Genomic DNA, 19,026 nt, shown 5'->3' with positions numbered 1-19,026 from the left:
TCGGGCTTTGCTAGTATATGAATGTTTCTACATATGCTTTTTGTGCTCTATGTAATAATGCTCGAGCAGATTCATAGTTGCTTTGATCAGATCTTCAGTTTCTTGAAGAATACTAAAATAAAGCATGGTATTTTTTGGACTGGAATCAGCACTACGGGTGCGCTCTACTTGTTTTTCGATCTTTTGTGAAACGCTATCCAACAGATTTTGTTTTTCCTCTAATATAGCCACCAGATCGTCAAAGTTTTTAGCATTGAAGGTGTCTTCAATTTTTGAAAACAATTTATCCAGTTTGTCTTCGATTTCTTTTAGATCCTTAAGCTGTGTGAACTTTAACCCTTTGTGGTTGTTGTTGAGGTGATTGTAGCTTGAGGTCGTAACAAAGTCTATAGACTGCGTTACATCTTGTAAATACCCTAAAACATCAATGTAGAAACGACTGGCTTGAACGTGGGTTTCATCTAGATTTTTGATGAAATAATACAAGCTGTTACGAAGTTCTTCAACCTCATTATTGAGTTTTGCAATCCCTTTTTTACTCTTTTTGAGTTTGCCTAGATCTACTTTAGCCAAACCTTCAATCGTACCAACATAAACCTTGCTTCCGCGTCTAAATGCTGAAGCCACATTGGTCGTACTTTCATTGATAATTCCTTGGATAGAATTACTCACAGCGCGCATTAATCTGCCCTCTTCAGCTTCGGCTTCAGAACGTTTTTTGTGGTTCATATAGTTGCGCACCAAAATTGCGATCGCAGCAGCAAACAATAAGAACAGTGCAATGCTTCCGCCTTTGTATAGAAGAAAAGCCATTATAGCAGCGGCTGTAAATGCGCTAAGTGCCGTCATAAACCACCCACCGATGACATTAAGAACTCCGGCAACACGATATACGGCGCTTTCGCTTCCCCAAGCACGGTCTGCAAGCGAACTACCCATAGCCACCATAAAGGTTACATAAGTTGTAGAAAGTGGAAGTTTAAGCGAAGTCGCTACCGAAATAAGTACACTGGCGATCATTAAGTTTACCGAAGCACGAACCAAGTCAAAAGCTGGCATATCAATAGTAGCAACGCGCGAAGTAACTTTAGGTTTCGCGAAGCGTTTTTCCATCATTTGCTTAGCCGAATCCGGCAATATTGACATAATTCCCGCATTGAGTTTCATAGCGCCACGCACCAAGGCACGAGAACCGGCATTGGCTTTAAAACGCTCCTGGCCTTCATCCTGACGGGATAGATCTACCGACGTTTTTACAACACGACGGGCTTTTTTAGAAAACCATAGGGTTAAGATCATTACTAAGCCGGCTCCTAAAAGTAACAAGGGTTGTGTAGGTACTTTTTCTGCCAGAGATTCCATAGTGAAACTAGTAGCAGGTTCACCACTTGCCAGCCAAATCTCATACGAGTTGTAGGCTGCCATAGGTACACCGATGAAGTTTACGAGGTCATTTCCGGCGAAAGCCATCGCGAGGGCAAACGTACCAAAGATGATAACCATCACATAGACATTGAGCTTAAAAGCTTTAATCAGGATGTATGAAATAAGGAACCAAACGATGAAGCTTAAACCAATGAAAGGCCATACATTAGCATTAGCCCAATCTAAGAAAGCTCCCTGAACAAAATCGGCACTTTTTAAACCTTTAATGATAATGAAGTAGCTGATCGCCGCAGTGGCAATTCCGCTAAATGCCGCAGCATTCCAAGTAGGACGCTTAGCGAAGTTGAAGGTTAAGAGCAAACGGGTAATAAACTGGACTAAAGCACCCACCGTAAAGGCAATGGCGACCGAGAGCAGAATACCCACAATAATTTCTATAGCTTTGTCTGAGTTGATGTATTCCCCAAGATGTAATAACGTGTCCGAGTTTCCAGAAAGCTTAATGAATGTCATACAGAAAGCCGCGCCTAAAAGTTCAAATACAATGGAAACCGTAGTTGAAGTAGGCAATCCCAGCGTGTTGAAGAAATCCAGCAATAAAATATCAGTAATCATGACGGCCATGAAAATGACCATGATTTCGTCAAAATAAAATTTCTCAGGGACGAAGATACCTTTACGAGCAACCTCCATCATCCCGCTAGAAGAGAGGGCTCCAAAAGCAATACCAATACTGGCAACGATCATAATGGTCTTAAAACTCACCGCTTTTGAACCAATCGCTGAATTCAAGAAGTTAACAGCATCATTACTCACTCCCACTACTAAATCTGCAATGGCTAAAATGGCCAAAGCGATAAGCATAATCAAGTATATATTATCCATAAAAAGGGTCTGTCTTTTAAATGTGCAAATTTGATATTTATTTTAAAGTTGAATGTTACGCGAAGGTTATAAGTACGGTAACAAAATGCATATTCTAGGTTTGAAAAGCGTTTAAACAGTGGGGGAAAGCGTGTATTTTAAGTTAAAAAATAATATCAAATACTTGTAAATCAGTGTTTTGTATTTTTAATGTTAACTCAATGTTACGTAAATGTTTCTTTATGTTTACTAATTTCATATATTTGTAAAGTAAAGTTTAACCCAAATACTGTTTATTATGAAAAAGTTACTAGTTGCCGTTGCCTTTTTAGGAGCTGTAAGTTTTGCTTCAGCACAGGAAAAGAAGAACATTTATGTTAAAGAAGGTAATTTAATTAAAGCAACTTTGTTTCACGATAATGGGCAGGTTAGTCAAAAGGGTTACTACACAGCAGATGGAAAGCTTCAAGGTGAGTGGATCAGCTACGATAAAAGCGGAATTAAAACTGCAGTAGCTAACTATGAAAATGGCGCGAAAACCGGAAAATGGTTTTTCTGGAATGACGACACCTTAAGAGAAGTAGACTATAGCCAGTCTCAAATTACCAGCGTTAACACTTGGAAAATTGAGGGTGAGCGTGTAGTGAGCAATGAGTAAACCTAGCTTTTTATTAAAAACAAGGTCTTAAAAATTATAAGTCCGCTGAATATTCAGCGGACTTTTTTTTGCTTTAAACCGTCTGAGGATGCTGCACTTAAGCATTTTATGGTTTAGAGCGTCTATTATAAATCTAAATGCTTTTCTGTAAATTGGTATTCCAGTTAATAGAAGTTGTACTGCATTTACCAAGATGACCGAAAACAATCAAAAAATAGTTGTTTTATCAATTATTGGACTAATAATCCTGTTACTATTTTTATTCCAAGAAAATAAGGAAAGTAGTCTTTCCGAAAATCAGTTGACAACAATCGGAAAAGTTGTAGATATTAAAATGTGTGGAAAACCAGCTTCCGGTTGTATAACATTTGCATATCTCATTGATGGAAAATGGATTGACGGGACTGACCCTGAAAGTGCAGCATATCCCGAATTTGTTCGCGAGGGAAAACCTGAAATCGGAAAATATTATAAAGTTGTTTATGACAAAACGGATATTAACAACTCTAAAATTTTGATTACAAAAAAACCTCTGACTGAAAAACAGACCGAAAAATATTTGAACTGAATAAAAAATTGCTAATTCCAGCCAACTTACAAAAATTATTGAGGATTTTCTATTTGGTTTTTATTTGCAAAATTACGTTCTAATTCACACAACAAAACCACAGCCAAGACCGTAAAAAGGCTAACAACAAAAAAGGGGATGCTCCATAAAGAGCATCCCCTTGACCAAAACAAAATAACTAGATAATTACTGGTTAGTTATAGGGTGTGGCGCATCCCACCAAAGGTTTGTGCCTAAATTGTCTTCTCCTTGTGTGCTTACTGCGGCTTCATAATTAGCTGAGTTTGATTGTGACCAATCTAAATCATAACCGTGGCGCACAGGAATATCGCTTCCATTTAAGGGCTCTGCAGCCGGGGTAAGCTTAGGATATCCTAATCTTCTCCATTCTGCCCAAGCCTCATAGCCTTGTAAGAATAACGCTTTCCATTTTTCTTCTGCAATTTGCTGCATTGCTGTTGCATCGTTAGTGCTTAAAGGTACCGTTGCGATATAGGCATCTGCATCTGCTGCACCCCATTGCTCGTAAGAAGCTGTAATTGCTGCCTCATAATAATCGCTTGCGCTGCCGCTAATCCAGCCTAATTTTACAGCTTCGGCATAAGAGAAAAGTACTTGAGCATAGCTATAGATCACTCCGGGAGCCGTTTGATCATAAATAATATCGCTTGTGATAAAAGAAACATCGCTAGCCGCATAGCTTGATGTGGTCAAACCATAAGGCATTCCAATATATTGCGGGTCTCCTGCGACTACTGAACTTCTTGTATATTCTGCGTAAACGTCGATTCTGCTGTCGTCATCAGCTAATAAGCGGTTTACAAAAACGTCACTTACTGCATAATCCTCACGAGTTTCAAAACGATCTTCCCAAGGGTTATCATACGACTGATCTGCAATAAAAGGATAAAGCAGATTTTCGGCATTAGAAGAGATAGCGCCGCTCATCGCTTCTTGAAATTTAGTAGCTGCTACACCACTTGCTCCAGGGTATACGTTAGAAAGACGTAAAGCCATACTCAGCTTTAAGGTATTTGCAAACTGAATCCATCGCGTCATATCTCCGTCAAAAATCAAATCACCGGTAGGTCCTGCTTCTGAGGTATTTATCAGGGCAAGAGCATCATCAATCTCATCAAAAAGAGAAAGATAAATCTCCTCTTGAGAGTCAAATACCGGAGTGGTGTTGTCTAAACCTTGTAGCGCTTCAGAATACGGAAGCATTCCCCAGCGGTCTGTCGCAAACTGGTAGAAATACGCTTTAAGTAATTTGGCCACAGCGATCTGATTATCGTTAAAACCGTAGGCAACTTGAGTTAATGCGGTTTCCTCATCGCTGTTAAGATCAATAATGGTTTGCAAGTTTATTAATGGGCCATAGTAGAGGTAGTCAATATCCCAGTTTCTTGTACCATAACGTGAACCTTCGGTATAGGTAATGTTTGAAATGTATTGTACATATAAATTACCTGTCTCTGCGGTAACTGCAGAACCTATTTGCGATTCGGCATAGGTTAAGAGACCACTACTAATTGCAGCTGTAGTAGCATCTGGATCAATATTGGTGTCGTTAAAATCAACAGTGTCACAAGAAGAGACTTCAAATAACAGAATTGATAACAACGTAAGTTTTAATATATAGTTCTTCATAATAATTTTGTTTCTAGAAGGTTAGTTTAATATCCATACCAAAGGTTCTTTGACTTGGATTTTGTCCTGCTTCTACCCAACGGGCGTTTCCACTAGAATAATAATCTTCAATTTCAGAAGGGTCAATTCCTTTTACGCTAGAATAAATAAGCCAAAGGTTGTTTGCGTAAACACTTACTTTCACATTTTCAAAAGGAAGATTTTCGATCATAGATTTTGGGAAATTATAGCCTAGAGAAGCTTGTCTTAATTTGATATATGAAGCATCATAAAGCCACTCTTCAACAACACCATATAGATTTCCGAAGTACGTTCTAGGATTCACATAGTATGAAACGAGTTCGCCTGTAGTCGCATCTGCGCCATCTACACGAATACCTCCAGAAGAGCTTTGCGCGTTGTTCACGTTTACAGAAGTCACTTCGTTTCCGCTGGCATCAATTACGACATCACGTATTGGGTTACCTAAGTCGTTAGTACCTACGGTCTGAATACCTACCCCTGAACTCGCGTTAAACATTTTTGTAACCGAATAGAATTTTCCGCCTTTTTGAAAGTCAAAAGAGAAGTTTAAATCAAAGTTCTTGTACGACATTTGGTTGTTGAAACCACCCGTGAAATCAGGCTGAATGTTTGCGATCTTCTCGATAGCATTGGTGTATTGTGGGGTTCCTGCTTCGTTTAAAAGAATGTTGCCATCTTCATCACGCTGCCATTTGTAACCATAAATATTACCCCAATCGTCACCTTCATCTGCGTATAAATAACCTCTCCAAACGCTAGCTAATAAGGTCTGATCTGTAAGATCATTGATCTTAACCACTTTCTTATTGTAGTTGGCGATGTTAAAGGCCATATTCCATCTAAAATCAGGTCCGTCAAACGGCGTTGCGGTAATTCCTAATTCCCAACCGTTAGTTTTAGTGATTGACTCGTTTCCGGTAGTTGCAGTATATCCTGTTGCACCATTAATGGTCAATGATGAAGGAAGCTCACTGTCTTTACGAGCGAAATACGTAAAGTCAAGGCCTATGCGGTTTCCAAAGAAACGAAGCTCTGTACCTAATTCTTTTTCTTCACGAATTCCTCCTTTAAGCGTAAGGTTAGCTAATGTATTAGGAGTAGAGATGCTTAGCTTGTCTTCGTAAGAATTCTGAATAGAATAGGTGTTGTTTAAGGCGTATACTCCCGGAAATGATGGAGCTTGCGCCAGACCGGCACGAAGTTTACCGAAGCTTAATACGTCATTGTTCTCAAGAACATTAGTAAAAATGAAACTTCCTGAAACCCCGTAGGTATCTACACTGTTGTCATTTACATCTGCAGTAGAGCTCCACTCTTTTCTGTAAGAACCGTCTAAATACAAATAGTTTTCATAACCAATGGAAGCAGTAGCAAACATTGAATAGTTCTTTTCTGAAGAGTGATCTCTCGAATAATTAATGTTTCCAACCGAAGTTCTGATGCTGTAATAATCTGGAATTTGCAGTCCACCTGTGGTGTTGGCGCCTATGTAAGAATATTTTCTTTGATTCCATTGTGCACCTACGTTTGCCACTACATCAAAAGCGCCAAATTTGTTCTCATAGTTGATTTGTGTGTACAATTCGTTAAACTCATTCGTCGTCGTATTTTCAGAATAGCCTGGCTGACTTAAACCGTACCAACCTGTTTTGCTTTCATACTCATAGCTGTTAAATGTGCGACGAAGATCTACAAGACCGCTCAAGTGCTCGTCATATTCATATTCTAAACCAATACTACCATACACTGCATTTTTGATTTGAGAATTGGTGTTTTCATAAACATCAAAATAAGGAGAGTTCCAGTATAGTGGTGTTGGATCTGAAGCAGACTTCATATTCCAAGAATAAACTTGCCCGTTTTGTCTGTAATTTTTTAGACGGTTAATGTCTAATTGACGTTGCCACCACTGGTTGAAGTTAGAACCGATACTACCATAACCTTGTACAGGGAAATTGTCTGTTAATCGATACTGATAGTTAAAGTTTCCGTTGAATTTTAATTTAGGAGCTACATTATAAGATCCTTTAAAAGAAACTGTAGTCTGCTCTCTGTTTGTGTTTGGAGTGATCAACGACGTCTTAAGATTGTTGATCGTAGTTTTAATATTATAATCGTCTCCTCCTTTTAGTAAAGAGAACGTAAGGTTGTTAGTAGTTGCTGTTTCATAAAAGTCTCTTACGTTATCAGGATTTGCAGACCAAGGTCTTAGTTCGCCGTAGGTGTCAGAATTAGGAATCCAACTATCCCAATGTCTTACAAGGGTTCCATCAAGTTCAGGACCCCAAGATTCATCTGCAGAATAGTTAGGGGTTAATTGACCTTCAAAAGTTGAAAACTCTTGAGAGTACCCACCACCGTACTGATTTTGATATTCCGGCAACAGATAAAGAGAAGACATAGAAACTGCTTCGTCAATAGAGATTCTCGTTTCTCCGTTTTTAGCTGATTTTGTGGTGATGATAACAGCACCGTTACGCGCTTCTGTACCATAAAGAGCTGTACCGGCAACACCTTTAAGAACAGAGATGTCGGCTACATCTTCCATGTTGATATCAGAAACCGAATAGATTTTTACACCATCCACTACATAAAGTACTCCAGTTTCTCCTCTTAATCGTATTAAAGCATTGTCAAAAGTAGAACTTGGTGAACCAATGAGCTGAACCCCTGCGATCTTTCCTGCAAGAGCGCTGTTGATATCAGTATCTTTTGCTTGAACTACAGAAGAACCATCTATAGATTGTTGTGAATAACCAAGACTCTTTTTCTCACGTTTAATCCCATTTGCTGTAACAACGACCTCATCAAGGCTTTCTCCTGATTTCAGGCTTATAGAATATGTTGTCTCTTCTGTAACGGGTATTTCTTGATCATTAAAACCCATAAAGCTTACTACAAGTATATCTCCGGTAGACGCGTTAAGGCTAAAATTTCCGTCAAAGTCGGTTGAGGTACCTGTGCTTGTACCTTTAATAACCACAGATGCACCCGGTAAAGGCAATCCGGTATCGTCAACTACGGTACCTGTGATTGTTTGCGTTTGCGCAAGGGCCATCTGTACAACTAATGCAAAAAAGAGCATTAGAAATCCTTTTGTTTTGATTTTCATGTTAGTGATTTAGTTAATAGAAATTTTCGGTGGCAAAACGTTTTACTTTTTTACCAAATCGAATCGACCAATTCGACGTTTTCGAAAATAGCGGTACTAAATCGCCTCTGTTATGTAAATGTTAACCCATTGTTATACTATCGTATTTATTAGTTAAGGATTTTAACACTAATTAATACGATATCGTTGTAATAAGATTCTAATTGATGAGAATTATTAGCCAAAAAACTAAAAAACCGTCAATAAATGACAGTCTTTTAAAAATACTGTTGCAGAAAATTAGTCTTTGGCGCGTTTAGAAGCATTTTTAAAAAAAATATACTTCTAGTAGATTTGTCCGGAAATCTAATATCTACAGTGACAGGAATAGATTATCGTTTGCTGATTTTATTGTGGGTGATCTGCTTTTGTCGGGAGCTTTTAAAAGTGCCTTTTTCAAAAGTTCTTTTGGCCGCGTGCTTGGTAGCTCTACCTTGTACTCGAGCGCGCCACATTCTAAAACTAGAAGGTTTCATTTCACGACGCATAAGTTCTATCACCTCTTGTTCTTTTAAACCAAACTGAAATTCAATAGCATCAAAGGTTGTGCGATCTTCCCACGCCATTTCAATAATTCTATCTAATTCTCGATCTGATAAGTTTTCGGTACTCATAGCAAAAGTTTTTAGTATAATTTAAACGAATCACTTTCTAATGTCAAGCAGTTTCTAATAAAATTAACGTTCTGCTATTTCGCTTTAACAATAGAGCCGTAGCACGTTAAAATCAAACCAAAAGTTTAAGTATAATTTATCGTATCGCTTTATAAACGGATGCTTTTCGCTGCTAAATTTGTTCTTCAATTAAATGATAACTACTTATGAAAACAATAAAAATCGCAGTGAGCGCTTTGTTGATCGCATCACTTGCAAGCTGTAAAACAGATAAAGATAAAGAAGCACAAGTTGAAGAAAACCAAGAGGTGCAGGTTGTAGATAGCACAGCTCCTGAAAAGGCGCGTTACGCAGATGCTGTAGTTACGCCAAAAAAACCTACCATGCCCGAAAACTACGAGATAGATTGGGAAGGTGTTGAAGCTGACGCTGACAAAAAGCTTGATTTTGACGGCTGGTTAGAATATCAGACGTTCTCTGGAAGCCTAGGCAAGCTTGAACTTAAAGAAGTTCCTGAAGAAGAAATTACAGATTATATCACACAATTAGAAAATGAAACCACAGCTCTTGAAAGTACGATACCTGCTAGCCTATTAACCGAAGAGGTTCAGGAGGATATTAAGGATATCAGAGAAGAAGTGGCAGATTTGAGACGCGTTGTAGAGCAACCGGGTGTTGAAACCTCAAAAATTGATAACCAAGTAGAAGAACTTGTTGAAGCGTATCAAGACCTTAATGAAGAGTTGAAAGAAACGATGACTAAAAAAGCATCGTAATACGATAGAAAATTTAATAAAGAAGGCCTCTAAATAGGAGGCCTTTTTTTGTATTTGTTAATTTTTTAGTAGCATTGCCGCAAATTCAATAAAGTTTTAGCAATACTTTAAGCTACGCAACTTTATATAAGCGATTGACTGTCATAAATTTGCAATGTTAATCCCCAATGCAATGAAATATTACCTGCTTCAAATACTACTTTGTGTGGTGCTGTGCGTGTCCTGTAAAAAAGGCGCTTCTTCCACAACGCAAGATTTTGCGATCAAAGCTCATGTAGAAGAATTAGAACCTAATGTCAAAGAAATGATTAAAGACTGGGACGGCTACTGGGCACTTAAACGCAATATTGCTATGATCGAAAATACTAATGCGCTCAACGCAATAGATTTTATGGATAAGATGGCCAATAATTGCAACGCAATGATCTTACAAATCCCTGATGCTATTGAAACTCCAGAGATCAAAAATCGCGTTGAAAAAGTAGATACTAGAATTAATCAGTTCTATACAGAAGTCAACCGCAACGAAATGCGGGAGCGTATTGTACAGAATCATATTGAGACGATCGTTCAAGCTTTTGATACGCTAAATAAAGAACTCAACCGCACCTTATAATTGTGAAAAAGAAGAATAAATAAGTAAGCTCCCTAAACAAGGAGCTTTTTTTGTGCGTACCTTTGTGTACATTTGAAACTATGAAGTTTTACGCTACCGCACTACTGCTTGTATTGATGCTTTTTTCTTGTAAAGAAGAAACGAAAGTTACTGTGAATCCGCGCAATGCAACTGATACGCTACAAGTCAACTTTGATGAAAATAAAAAAGGCAATATTGCACTTACTCCTGCTGCGGTAACGGCAATTGAAGGTTGGGAAAGTTTTCCGGAACTTCAGGCTCATATAGCTGCTCTTGATACGGTTAGAATTCAGTATTTAAGAGTGAATGGCGAAGATTGGATCAGTACCGCAAGTTTGGCTCAATCTAAGGTAAATGACAGTCTCGTAAATAATGCGATGCGCTCCAGACTTACGGTGCTTTTTACAAAGATGAATACCACCATTCAAGAAGCTTCAAAACTCGAGGTGGATACCGTATCTTATTATAAAGAAGCAACTGAACTGTATAACGCGTTTCAAAACCTTAAACTGCAGATCAATCTTAAATTTCAAAAGTCTATTGAAGAACTTCTGGAGCAATATGAGGTTGAGGCTGATTCACTTTCTGCGGTACGCGACTCTACGCAAGTGCGCAAAGACAGCTTGTTGCGCGCAAACCGCGTTCCTGTTAATTAAAAATTTCTTATGAAACATCTCTTTCTAGGACTTTTGCTTTTAAGCACGATAAGTCTTACCGCCCAAAAACAAGACAAAATAGAAATGGCCATCAACACCCAGCTTGAGGCTTGGCATAAAGCTGCGGCAGACGCAGATTTTGATGCGTATTTTGATTTAATGACTGAAGATGCTGTTTTTATTGGTACAGACGCCGAAGAAAACTGGCAGTTAGATCAGTTTAAAGCATTTTCGAAACCCTACTTTGATCGTGGAAAGGCGTGGAGTTTCAGTACACTGGAGCGCACCATTTATCATCCTAAAAAGGCCAAGATGGCTTGGTTTGATGAATTACTTGATACGCAAATGGGAATTTGCCGCGGTTCAGGAGTGATGCTTTTGGACGGTAAAGAATGGAAAGTACAGCATTATGTGCTGTCTATTGCTGTTCCTAATGAAAATGTTGACGAACTCACCCAGCTTAAAAAAACGCACGATGATGCTTTGATCAAAGTGTTTCGAGCAAATTAAATTTACATAACCCCTTTATTTTTATATTATTATATGAATTCAATGTTTAAAATGATTGTCCCGGTTTCTCTCGGGATTTTAAGTTTGACCGCGTGTAAACAAGAGTCAAAAACTGATGCCGTAGCCGAGGCCAAAATACCGGCGCTCGATATGGCTAATATGGATACTTTAGTGAAGCCGCAAGATGACTTTTACAATTTTGTAAATGGAAATTGGATGAAAGCCACAGAGATTCCTGAAGAAGAATCGGTGTGGGGAGGCTTTAGTGTATTGCGTAAAACAACACGTGAGGATGTTTTAACCATCATTAATGATGCGCGTAAAAGCAACACGTATGCCGCAGACTCAGATCAGGCCAAAGCACTTGCCCTATATGAAAGCGAGTTAGACACGGTTGCACGTAATGAAGCCGGACTTCAACCGCTTCAACCTGCATTAGACAGCATTGCATCTATAGCTTCGGTGGCCGATATTCAGCGTGTAGGACAATTGCGCAATGGTACCGGAACTCCATTTTTTAACTTCAGAGTATTTTCAGATTTTTCAAACAGTAAGATGAATGCCGGGTATATTGCTCCGGGAAGATTAGGATTGCCTGATCGTGATTACTACATCGAGCAAGATGAGAAGTCTAAAGAAATTCGCGAGCAGTACAAAGAATACATTAGCTGGGTACTAGAATATGCGGGTGATGATGCAGCTACTGCAAAAGAAGAAGCAGAGCGCATTCTTGCGTTAGAAACGAAATTAGCCGAGCCTAAATTAGATAAAGTTGAACAGCGTGACGCACGTAACCTCAATAATCCAAAGAGCGTTGCTGAGTTACAGAAAATCACACCGGCGGTTAACTGGGAAGTCTTTTTTGAAAATCAAGGTCTTGCTAAAGAAGTAGATACAGTGATCGTGCTTCAGCCTAAATATATGAGCGCGTTGCAAAATGTGCTTACAAAGACTTCTTTAGAAGATTTAAAGCTACTTATGCGTTGGGCAACTTTGAATTCGTGGTCAGATAAATTGACAACCGACTTAGAATATGCTAATTGGGAATTCTATAGCAAAACACTTAATGGAACACCAAAACAAAAACCTGCAGACGAGCGCGCTCTTGCCACAGTAGATGGTACTTTAGGAGAAGCTGTAGGTAAATTGTATGTAGATAAAGTGTTTCCGCCGGAGGCGAAAGAAAAAGCCGAGGCAATGATCGCAAATATCAAGGAAGCCTTCAGAGACCGTATCAATGCACTTGAATGGATGACTGACTCTACGAAAGTTCAGGCCATTGAAAAGCTTAACAAGTTCACGGTAAAAATAGGTTACCCTGACAAATGGGAGGATTATTCTACGCTTGAGATCGATGCAGAACAAGGCTATTTTGAAAATATGCTGGCTTACGGAAGCTGGTCTCTTGACAAGAATAATGCAGATTATAAAGAGCCGGTAGATAAGACCAGATGGGGAATGTCGCCGCAAACGGTAAATGCGTATTTCAATCCTTCATTTAATGAGATTGTTTTTCCGGCGGCAATTTTACAGCCTCCATTCTATAATTATCAAGCAGATGAAGCTGTAAATTACGGTGGAATCGGAGCCGTAATAGGGCACGAGATATCACATGCTTTTGATGATAGTGGAGCGCGTTTTGACGGCGACGGAAACTTAAAGAACTGGTGGTCTGATGCAGATCTTGAAGCCTTTACTGCTCGTAGTGGGGCCTTAGCAGAGCAATATAGCAATATCGAGGTTGCAGACAGCTTGTACATCAACGGGAAGTTCACTTTAGGAGAGAACATTGGTGATCTTGGCGGTTTACTAGCTGCTTATACCGGTTTGCAAAAATTCTATGAGAAAAACGGAAGACCAGAGAACATTGATGGTTTTACTCCAGAACAGCGTTTCTTTATCAGCTGGGCGACGATCTGGCGTACTAAAATGCGGGATGACGCATTACGTACACGTATTAAAACAGATCCGCACTCTCCGGGAATGTATCGCGCATATGTGCCACTTCAGAATATTGATGCATTTTACGAAGCCTTTAATATCAAAGAAGGTGATCCTATGTTTGTACCGGAAGAAGACCGCGTACGCATTTGGTAATACGATGTTTATCTAAATACAGAATCCCGAAAGCCATTGCTTTCGGGATTTTTTTTAGCCTTTAATTTCGTTAACCAAAGCAAAAGCTTGATTTACGTATTCCTTTTCAAGAAAAAGGGTAAAGTAGTTTGAGGTGGAAATAGCTTCAAAAATGGGAATTCCTTCATACGCGAGTAACTTGAATATATAAAAGTAAAGTCCGACGGTTTTAGAGTTATTTGCGGGAAGTGCGATAGAAAGCGAAGAAAGATCGTGCTTGACCATCACACAGGTTTCATCTTGAAAACAGCGCTCTACAAGGTCTGTCAAGTCATTTGAAACCAAAATATTACTCTCGTGAAACGTACTGGAATACGTTAAATAGGCTTTAGGAATGGTCTTGGTTTCTTCTAAAAGCTTAGACTGACTCTCTAAAATCGTATTGGAGTTGAGAAAGGTAAAGTCAGTAATCCCGCTGCGCACGACAATATCTCCCAGATCGCGCATCATACGCTCATCTACGCGCTTTTGAGGATAATAACGGCGCAATGCCATTACAATGGAACCCACATTAACCGGTTTACCCAGTTCTTTTTCTATGCGTGGCTGAAAATCTTCGGCAAGGGCACTGTAGTTAATGATCTTGCGCATCAAAGCATCTTCGGTATAGGGTTGATGTTTTATAAGTTGTTCAACAACAGAAGTTATCGTTTTCAATGTTATATATTTAACAATTTGTACAAATTTATATAAAATTGTTGAATTTTTTTCGGCGGAGTTTTTTTCGGCTTAACTATGCAGCAATAATCGGTTAAGCATAAGCGATTTATTTAAATGTTATCCCCAACGGAATTAATTTGACGATGATGAATGTTTTAAAATTTGGAGGAACTTCAGTAGGAAGCGCTCAAAACATTAGAAAGGTAGTAGAAATTTTAGCTGTTACCGAAAAGCCAAAAATTGTGGTTCTCTCTGCAATGTCTGGTGTTACCAATTTATTAGTAAGCCTTAATCAGGCAAGTATAGATAAAGATTTAGCACAAATCACCAATGTGCTAGAGCAGCTTCAAGCTAAACATTTTGAAGCAATCGAAGATCTGTTTACCGCAGAGAATCAACCAGAAACAAAAGCTCAAATTGAGACGTTTGTAGCTGCTTTACAAGAAATCGCAACAGGTGGTCGCACGTTGACTACCTATGCAGAACTTGTTACGTATGGCGAAACCATGCTTACCTGGATGTTTTCGAGATTCTTAGATCAAGAAAACGTAAGCAATGTGTTGCTCAATGCGAGTACCTTTATGAATGTAGGTTCTGTTGAGAATCCAAATATTGATGCTGTTGCTGAAGCTTTGGCACCTCAATTAGCAGAAAATCCATCTGAACTTTACATCACTCAAGGTTTTGTTTGTCGCGACGAGCGCGGCGCTCTGGCAACTTTAAAGCGCGGAGGAAGTGATTTTAGTGCGACCATTATAGCAGCTGCGGTAGATGCCGCAGGCGTTCAAATCTGGACAGATATTGACGGATTGCACAATAACGATCCACGTTATGTACAAGAAACACAACCCATTGAGCATTTGACCTATAATGAAGCGGCAGAACTAGCTTATTTTGGAGCAAAGATTTTGCATCCACAAACGGTAGCACCGGTTATAGATCGTGATATTCCGGTATGGTTAAAAAATACGTTTGAGCCATCGGCGCCGGGGACTAAAATTTCTAATGAGTATCACAACCGCGGTCTAAAAGCGATCTCAGCAAAAGATGGTATTACCGCTATAAAAATCAAATCAAACCGCATGCTCGGGGCACACGGTTTCTTGAGAACGATATTTGAGGTTTTTGATCGTCACGAGACTTCTATTGATATGATCACCACTTCTGAGGTTGCTATCTCGTTAACGATAGATGACACGCGTAATTTAAAAGCGATCATCACAGAACTTTCTGTTATTGCTGAAGTTACTGTTGAAGAAGATCACAGTATTATTTGTATCGTAGGAGAAAACCTTATTGCAGATCACGAGTCGTACAAAGCTTTTGGCATTTTAAATTCTATCCCGGTGCGTATGATCGCTTACGGAGGTAGTAACAATAACATTTCGCTTCTTGTTCCAACTCGCGAAAAGATTAACACATTACAATATTTAAACGCGCAATTGTTCCAACTAGAGGGAGCAATAGCTTAGACTTTTGTTAGTTAGTGTTAGCCTTCTTCTGACCAACCAGAAGGAAACATGGAAAACCCGGTGTGTGCTTGCCGGGTTTTTTTAGTTATAAACTTTTCTGAAACGTGTAGCCCAGTAAAGGCTTCAAAGTAACCGAATCTACTTTTTTATAGGTTTCCTCTGCTTCTTCGGTATCATACTGTGGAGGCTCTAGACCTAAGGCAATCGCTTGTTTGGTGTAGTACTCTGCTTTTTTGGGATGCTCGGGATGCACCGCATTTATAATGTGGCCAAAAGCATTTTTATAGATCACCCCTAGAATGATGCCCATACAATCCTGTCTGTGAATCAAATTTACAGGGGCATTTCCGTTAGATAACCCGGTGCGACCGGCAAGATATTTTACAGGGTTTCGGCTTCCGCCAAAGAGTCCGCCAAAACGGATCACCGTAGTTTCTAACGTAGGAGATTTAAAGAAAATCTGCTCGACCTCAAGTAGTTGTTTGCCTTTGTTGTCTTGAGGTTGTGGAAGGTCTTTTTCGGTAACAGCGCCTTGAGCGTCATCATAAACGCCCGTGCTGCTTATTAAAATCACCTTTTTAACCGAAGCTTTTTCGGTAGCATCCAACAGTTGCGCCATTCGCAACGCGTGATTATGCCCTGTATTGCGGCGTAGTCCCGGCGGAATCAAGATGATCAGGATTTCAGTATCAGCAAGAAAGGATTGTATTTCTCCACGTATTTCATCTTCAGCAATTTCAACTTGATAAACATCTAAGCCGTGGTTGCGCAATTCGGCTTGTTTATTTTTTGAGGTGACCGAACCCTTAACGCGATGTCCTAATTCTTGTAATTGTGCGGCAAGGGGTAACCCTAGCCAGCCTAATCCTGCGATTGCAATGTTGCTCATAGCTCAAATTTTTCCGAAGCCTTAAAACTGAATGTGCTGCTTGGTCACTAGCGCATCTGTATTTACAAAAGGCATCGGCATACTGTTCTTGGGTCGCGAAGGTAGGTCAAAGCTGCTGTTTTCTAAAAGATCGTAACTATAATCAAAAAGTGTAAAGCTCAAAGCAGCGTCTTCAGCAATGCTTAAATGAACTTCCAGTGGTTCGCGATCTACCAGACGATAACTCAGTAAATAATCACTGTTGCGGTTTTCTAACGGATGAGTTTCTCCGCTTCGCGGAAACACTTCCTGCCCGTTAAAACTGAGTCGGTTAAATAGCGTCCCTTGCGGACACATCAAGATCATATCGCCCACATTGCGCTGCGGAAAGATCACAAAATCAAGTCGGCGCTCGCCACTGATCACGGTGTCTTTTTCGGTATAGACTTGAGACGGAGCGACAAAATTTTTAGGCGCTGCGGTGATATAATTGTATTGGCTACCGTATTTACCAGATGGCGGATTGATCTCTAGTGGTGTATCATCGGTGGCATTTTGAACCAAGATCTCGTGAAGCCAAGGGTCGAGTTGGGTATTGTATGTAGCATAGAATGCCTGCTCTTGATCTACGTCATAGACATAGTTCAGACTCGTAGGAAAGGGACGTTCTTCGGTAAAATCTGCTTTGCCATAGGCGGCAATAAAAGCTCCAATACTTACCAAAGTGAAAAGTCCGGCAATCTTAGCGTTCATCTTGTAAAATCCAATTACCGGAAGTAGGAGACCAAAAAGTAACACCGTCAAGATCGTTGCGGCGGCCAGCATTTTAAGACCGAGACCCACCGGAAATTCTTTGATGTAATGCGTGATTATAAAAAGCGCAGGAGCACAAAGCAGCGTTAAGATAAAGAACTTCGGTTTTGAGAACTCAATAAGTAAAAATACAGCCAGCAATCCAAAATACACTGGGATGATAAAAAACGAAGCTCCCGGAAGATACACGGCGACTCCGGTAGCAATCAATAACCAGAAAAATAAAGGTGCAAAACTAAGGGAAGCAGCACTATTGGGGCGGTAAAATAGTTTGTAAATAAAAAAGTCAACAGCCAATGTTAGCGCAACAAAACCGGCAAGCAGTTCGTAACCGTTGTAAGGAAAACCTTGTAAGATATCGGCTTGTTTAGGGTCTAATGCCAGGATTAACTTCCATCCTAAGCTGATGACATAAGCGAGAACAAGGGCAATAAGCAGCGGTAGGAATCCGCGTAAAACCTCAATCAATTTGAAAGACTTGTTGCGCAGGCCATAAATAAGCACCGCAAAAAATAAAATCCAACCTAAAATTAGCATAGGGAAAATCCAACTGAATGGATAATACAGCATTTTGATTAGGGGCATATTCAGATAAATATAATCCTGGTCTGCCTTTAAATTGAGATCAGCATTGCTGAAATGATCCAGTAATGCAGTCAGATAGCTACCTTGATGTTCTAAAGATTGCGGGTCTAAACGAGATGGGATGTCGTTTGCCGTATGATAGTCAAAATGATCCCCGATGAAGGCAAAAAAGAAGCCGTCAATATCGCCGTTTTCGCGCAGCACAGTGCTATCAGTATCATTAGGCAGCAGTTTATAAACGCTGTACATTAATGAATTGGCATAAGGATGCGACGGATTTGCCTCAGCAAAAGCCTTGATCAATGCACCGTTTCCACCATTGGTTTCTACGATCATATTTGATGGGCCGCCGCTTCCGCGCGCTTCAAAATTCAATGCCAGAGCAACCTCTTTTGCCCAAGGGTGCTTGTTGACAAAGACAGAGGCGCCGTTGAGCCCCAATTCTTCCGCATCGGTAAAAAGAAGAATGATATCATTTTTTTGTTTTTCGCCTTTGGCTAAAAATGCGCGAATGCTTTCTAGAATAGTGACTACGCCGCTTCCGGCATCGCTGGCGCCTTTTGAGGCCGTATGCGGCGCACTATCGTAATGCGTCATCGCTAATAAGGTCTCACCTTCACCCGTACCGGGAATTCGAGTAATTATATTTTCGGCTCTGCTTAATGCGCCCCAACCCGGCTTGTAAGCAAAATCACTTTGTAACTCTACTTCAAGACCGTACCCTTCTAAAGTTGTAACTATAAAATCTTGCACTTCTTGATGTGCGGGCATTCCTACCGCGTGGGGTTTTTGAGCGATCGAATCTAAAAGTTGAAAAGCTCGGGCAGTAGAAAATTTAGTTTCGGGAGTGTCTAGACCTGAAACTTGTTGAGGTTTATGAGTATAAAAACTGAAATAGGTAAGCCCTAAAAGCAATAGAAACGAGAGGACGGCAGCGTAGGTTGTTTTCATAAGCACGTATAGTTAAGCTAAAGGTAGTGGGAAACTAGGTTTTGCAC

15 protein-coding genes are annotated in these 19,026 nt (G+C 39.9%); 8 read left to right on the top strand and 7 right to left on the bottom strand.

Annotated elements, in window-relative coordinates; all coding sequences use genetic code 11:
• Positions 1-27: 27 nt before the first annotated feature.
• Positions 28-2,271, bottom strand: coding sequence for an inorganic phosphate transporter (locus tag BUA96_RS03945; RefSeq protein WP_072980669.1), 2,244 nt, complete (start codon positions 2,269-2,271; stop codon positions 28-30).
• 277 nt (positions 2,272-2,548) lie between these two features.
• On the opposite strand from BUA96_RS03945, the gene BUA96_RS03940 reads away from it, so the two are divergent.
• Entirely contained in the window at positions 2,549-2,908 is a 360-nt protein-coding gene (locus tag BUA96_RS03940) for a toxin-antitoxin system YwqK family antitoxin (protein WP_072980667.1), read from the top strand.
• A 193-nt stretch (positions 2,909-3,101) separates the two neighbouring features.
• Positions 3,102-3,476 carry a hypothetical protein gene (locus tag BUA96_RS03935; protein WP_072980665.1) on the top strand — a complete coding sequence of 125 codons (375 nt, stop codon included), beginning with the start codon at positions 3,102-3,104 and terminating at the stop codon, positions 3,474-3,476.
• A 186-nt stretch (positions 3,477-3,662) separates the two neighbouring features.
• On the opposite strand, the gene BUA96_RS03930 is transcribed toward BUA96_RS03935, so the two are convergent.
• From BUA96_RS03930 to BUA96_RS03920, 3 genes are all read right to left on the bottom strand, one after another.
• Positions 3,663-5,126, bottom strand: coding sequence for a SusD/RagB family nutrient-binding outer membrane lipoprotein (locus tag BUA96_RS03930; protein ID WP_072980663.1), 1,464 nt, complete (start codon positions 5,124-5,126; stop codon positions 3,663-3,665).
• 13 nt (positions 5,127-5,139) lie between these two features.
• Complete coding sequence (locus BUA96_RS03925) at positions 5,140-8,262, bottom strand: SusC/RagA family TonB-linked outer membrane protein (protein WP_072980661.1); 3,123 nt, start codon at positions 8,260-8,262, stop codon at positions 5,140-5,142.
• 371 nt (positions 8,263-8,633) lie between these two features.
• The gene (locus BUA96_RS03920) at positions 8,634-8,915 is read right to left on the bottom strand and encodes a TIGR03643 family protein (protein WP_072980659.1); all 282 of its coding nucleotides are present in this window, start codon (positions 8,913-8,915) and stop codon (positions 8,634-8,636) included.
• A gap of 206 nt (positions 8,916-9,121) precedes the next feature.
• Between BUA96_RS03920 and BUA96_RS03915 the strand changes: the two genes are divergently transcribed.
• From BUA96_RS03915 to BUA96_RS03895, 5 genes are all read left to right on the top strand, one after another.
• Complete coding sequence (locus tag BUA96_RS03915; RefSeq protein ID WP_072980657.1) at positions 9,122-9,691, top strand: hypothetical protein; 570 nt, start codon at positions 9,122-9,124, stop codon at positions 9,689-9,691.
• A 172-nt stretch (positions 9,692-9,863) separates the two neighbouring features.
• Positions 9,864-10,307 carry a hypothetical protein gene (locus tag BUA96_RS03910; RefSeq protein ID WP_128755650.1) on the top strand — a complete coding sequence of 148 codons (444 nt, stop codon included), beginning with the start codon at positions 9,864-9,866 and terminating at the stop codon, positions 10,305-10,307.
• Positions 10,308-10,387: 80 nt separating this feature from the next.
• Positions 10,388-10,984, top strand: coding sequence for a hypothetical protein (locus tag BUA96_RS03905; RefSeq protein WP_072980653.1), 597 nt, complete (start codon positions 10,388-10,390; stop codon positions 10,982-10,984).
• Between the two features lie 9 nt (positions 10,985-10,993).
• Positions 10,994-11,494, top strand: a complete 501-nt coding sequence (locus tag BUA96_RS03900) for a nuclear transport factor 2 family protein (protein ID WP_072980651.1) — start codon at positions 10,994-10,996, stop codon at positions 11,492-11,494.
• A gap of 33 nt (positions 11,495-11,527) precedes the next feature.
• On the top strand, positions 11,528-13,591 hold the full coding sequence (locus BUA96_RS03895; protein ID WP_072980649.1) for a M13 family metallopeptidase: 2,064 nt from the start codon (positions 11,528-11,530) through the stop codon (positions 13,589-13,591).
• Between the two features lie 54 nt (positions 13,592-13,645).
• Here the strand turns inward: BUA96_RS03895 and BUA96_RS03890 are convergent, their stop codons facing one another.
• Positions 13,646-14,287: a hypothetical protein gene (locus tag BUA96_RS03890; RefSeq protein ID WP_072980647.1), complete on the bottom strand. Its 642-nt coding sequence runs from the start codon at positions 14,285-14,287 to the stop codon at positions 13,646-13,648.
• 146 nt (positions 14,288-14,433) lie between these two features.
• Here BUA96_RS03890 and BUA96_RS03885 point away from each other — a divergent pair, with 146 nt between their 5' ends.
• Complete coding sequence (locus tag BUA96_RS03885; protein ID WP_317041289.1) at positions 14,434-15,762, top strand: aspartate kinase; 1,329 nt, start codon at positions 14,434-14,436, stop codon at positions 15,760-15,762.
• 85 nt (positions 15,763-15,847) lie between these two features.
• On the opposite strand, the gene BUA96_RS03880 is transcribed toward BUA96_RS03885, so the two are convergent.
• Entirely contained in the window at positions 15,848-16,651 is an 804-nt protein-coding gene (locus BUA96_RS03880) for an SDR family oxidoreductase (protein WP_072980643.1), read from the bottom strand.
• 21 nt (positions 16,652-16,672) lie between these two features.
• Positions 16,673-18,979: a M20/M25/M40 family metallo-hydrolase gene (locus tag BUA96_RS03875; protein ID WP_072980641.1), complete on the bottom strand. Its 2,307-nt coding sequence runs from the start codon at positions 18,977-18,979 to the stop codon at positions 16,673-16,675.
• Between the last annotated feature and the right edge of the window lie 47 nt (positions 18,980-19,026).

It is taken from the genome of Leeuwenhoekiella palythoae, from assembly GCF_900130045.1.
GTDB classification, from domain to species: domain Bacteria; phylum Bacteroidota; class Bacteroidia; order Flavobacteriales; family Flavobacteriaceae; genus Leeuwenhoekiella; species Leeuwenhoekiella palythoae.
This window is presented reverse-complemented; position numbering and strand designations above follow the sequence as displayed.

What these genes read in the sequence shown, in the direction of transcription:
- BUA96_RS03945 (WP_072980669.1), bottom strand. Translation starts at nt 2,271, where the DNA reads ATGGATAATATATACTTGATTATGCTTATCGCTTTGGCCATTTTAGCC.
- BUA96_RS03940 (WP_072980667.1), top strand. Translation starts at nt 2,549, where the DNA reads ATGAAAAAGTTACTAGTTGCCGTTGCCTTTTTAGGAGCTGTAAGTTTT.
- BUA96_RS03935 (WP_072980665.1), top strand. Translation starts at nt 3,102, where the DNA reads ATGACCGAAAACAATCAAAAAATAGTTGTTTTATCAATTATTGGACTA.
- BUA96_RS03930 (WP_072980663.1), bottom strand. Translation starts at nt 5,126, where the DNA reads ATGAAGAACTATATATTAAAACTTACGTTGTTATCAATTCTGTTATTT.
- BUA96_RS03925 (WP_072980661.1), bottom strand. Translation starts at nt 8,262, where the DNA reads ATGAAAATCAAAACAAAAGGATTTCTAATGCTCTTTTTTGCATTAGTT.
- BUA96_RS03920 (WP_072980659.1), bottom strand. Translation starts at nt 8,915, where the DNA reads ATGAGTACCGAAAACTTATCAGATCGAGAATTAGATAGAATTATTGAA.
- BUA96_RS03915 (WP_072980657.1), top strand. Translation starts at nt 9,122, where the DNA reads ATGAAAACAATAAAAATCGCAGTGAGCGCTTTGTTGATCGCATCACTT.
- BUA96_RS03910 (WP_128755650.1), top strand. Translation starts at nt 9,864, where the DNA reads ATGAAATATTACCTGCTTCAAATACTACTTTGTGTGGTGCTGTGCGTG.
- BUA96_RS03905 (WP_072980653.1), top strand. Translation starts at nt 10,388, where the DNA reads ATGAAGTTTTACGCTACCGCACTACTGCTTGTATTGATGCTTTTTTCT.
- BUA96_RS03900 (WP_072980651.1), top strand. Translation starts at nt 10,994, where the DNA reads ATGAAACATCTCTTTCTAGGACTTTTGCTTTTAAGCACGATAAGTCTT.
- BUA96_RS03895 (WP_072980649.1), top strand. Translation starts at nt 11,528, where the DNA reads ATGAATTCAATGTTTAAAATGATTGTCCCGGTTTCTCTCGGGATTTTA.
- BUA96_RS03885 (WP_317041289.1), top strand. Translation starts at nt 14,434, where the DNA reads ATGATGAATGTTTTAAAATTTGGAGGAACTTCAGTAGGAAGCGCTCAA.
- BUA96_RS03880 (WP_072980643.1), bottom strand. Translation starts at nt 16,651, where the DNA reads ATGAGCAACATTGCAATCGCAGGATTAGGCTGGCTAGGGTTACCCCTT.
- BUA96_RS03875 (WP_072980641.1), bottom strand. Translation starts at nt 18,979, where the DNA reads ATGAAAACAACCTACGCTGCCGTCCTCTCGTTTCTATTGCTTTTAGGG.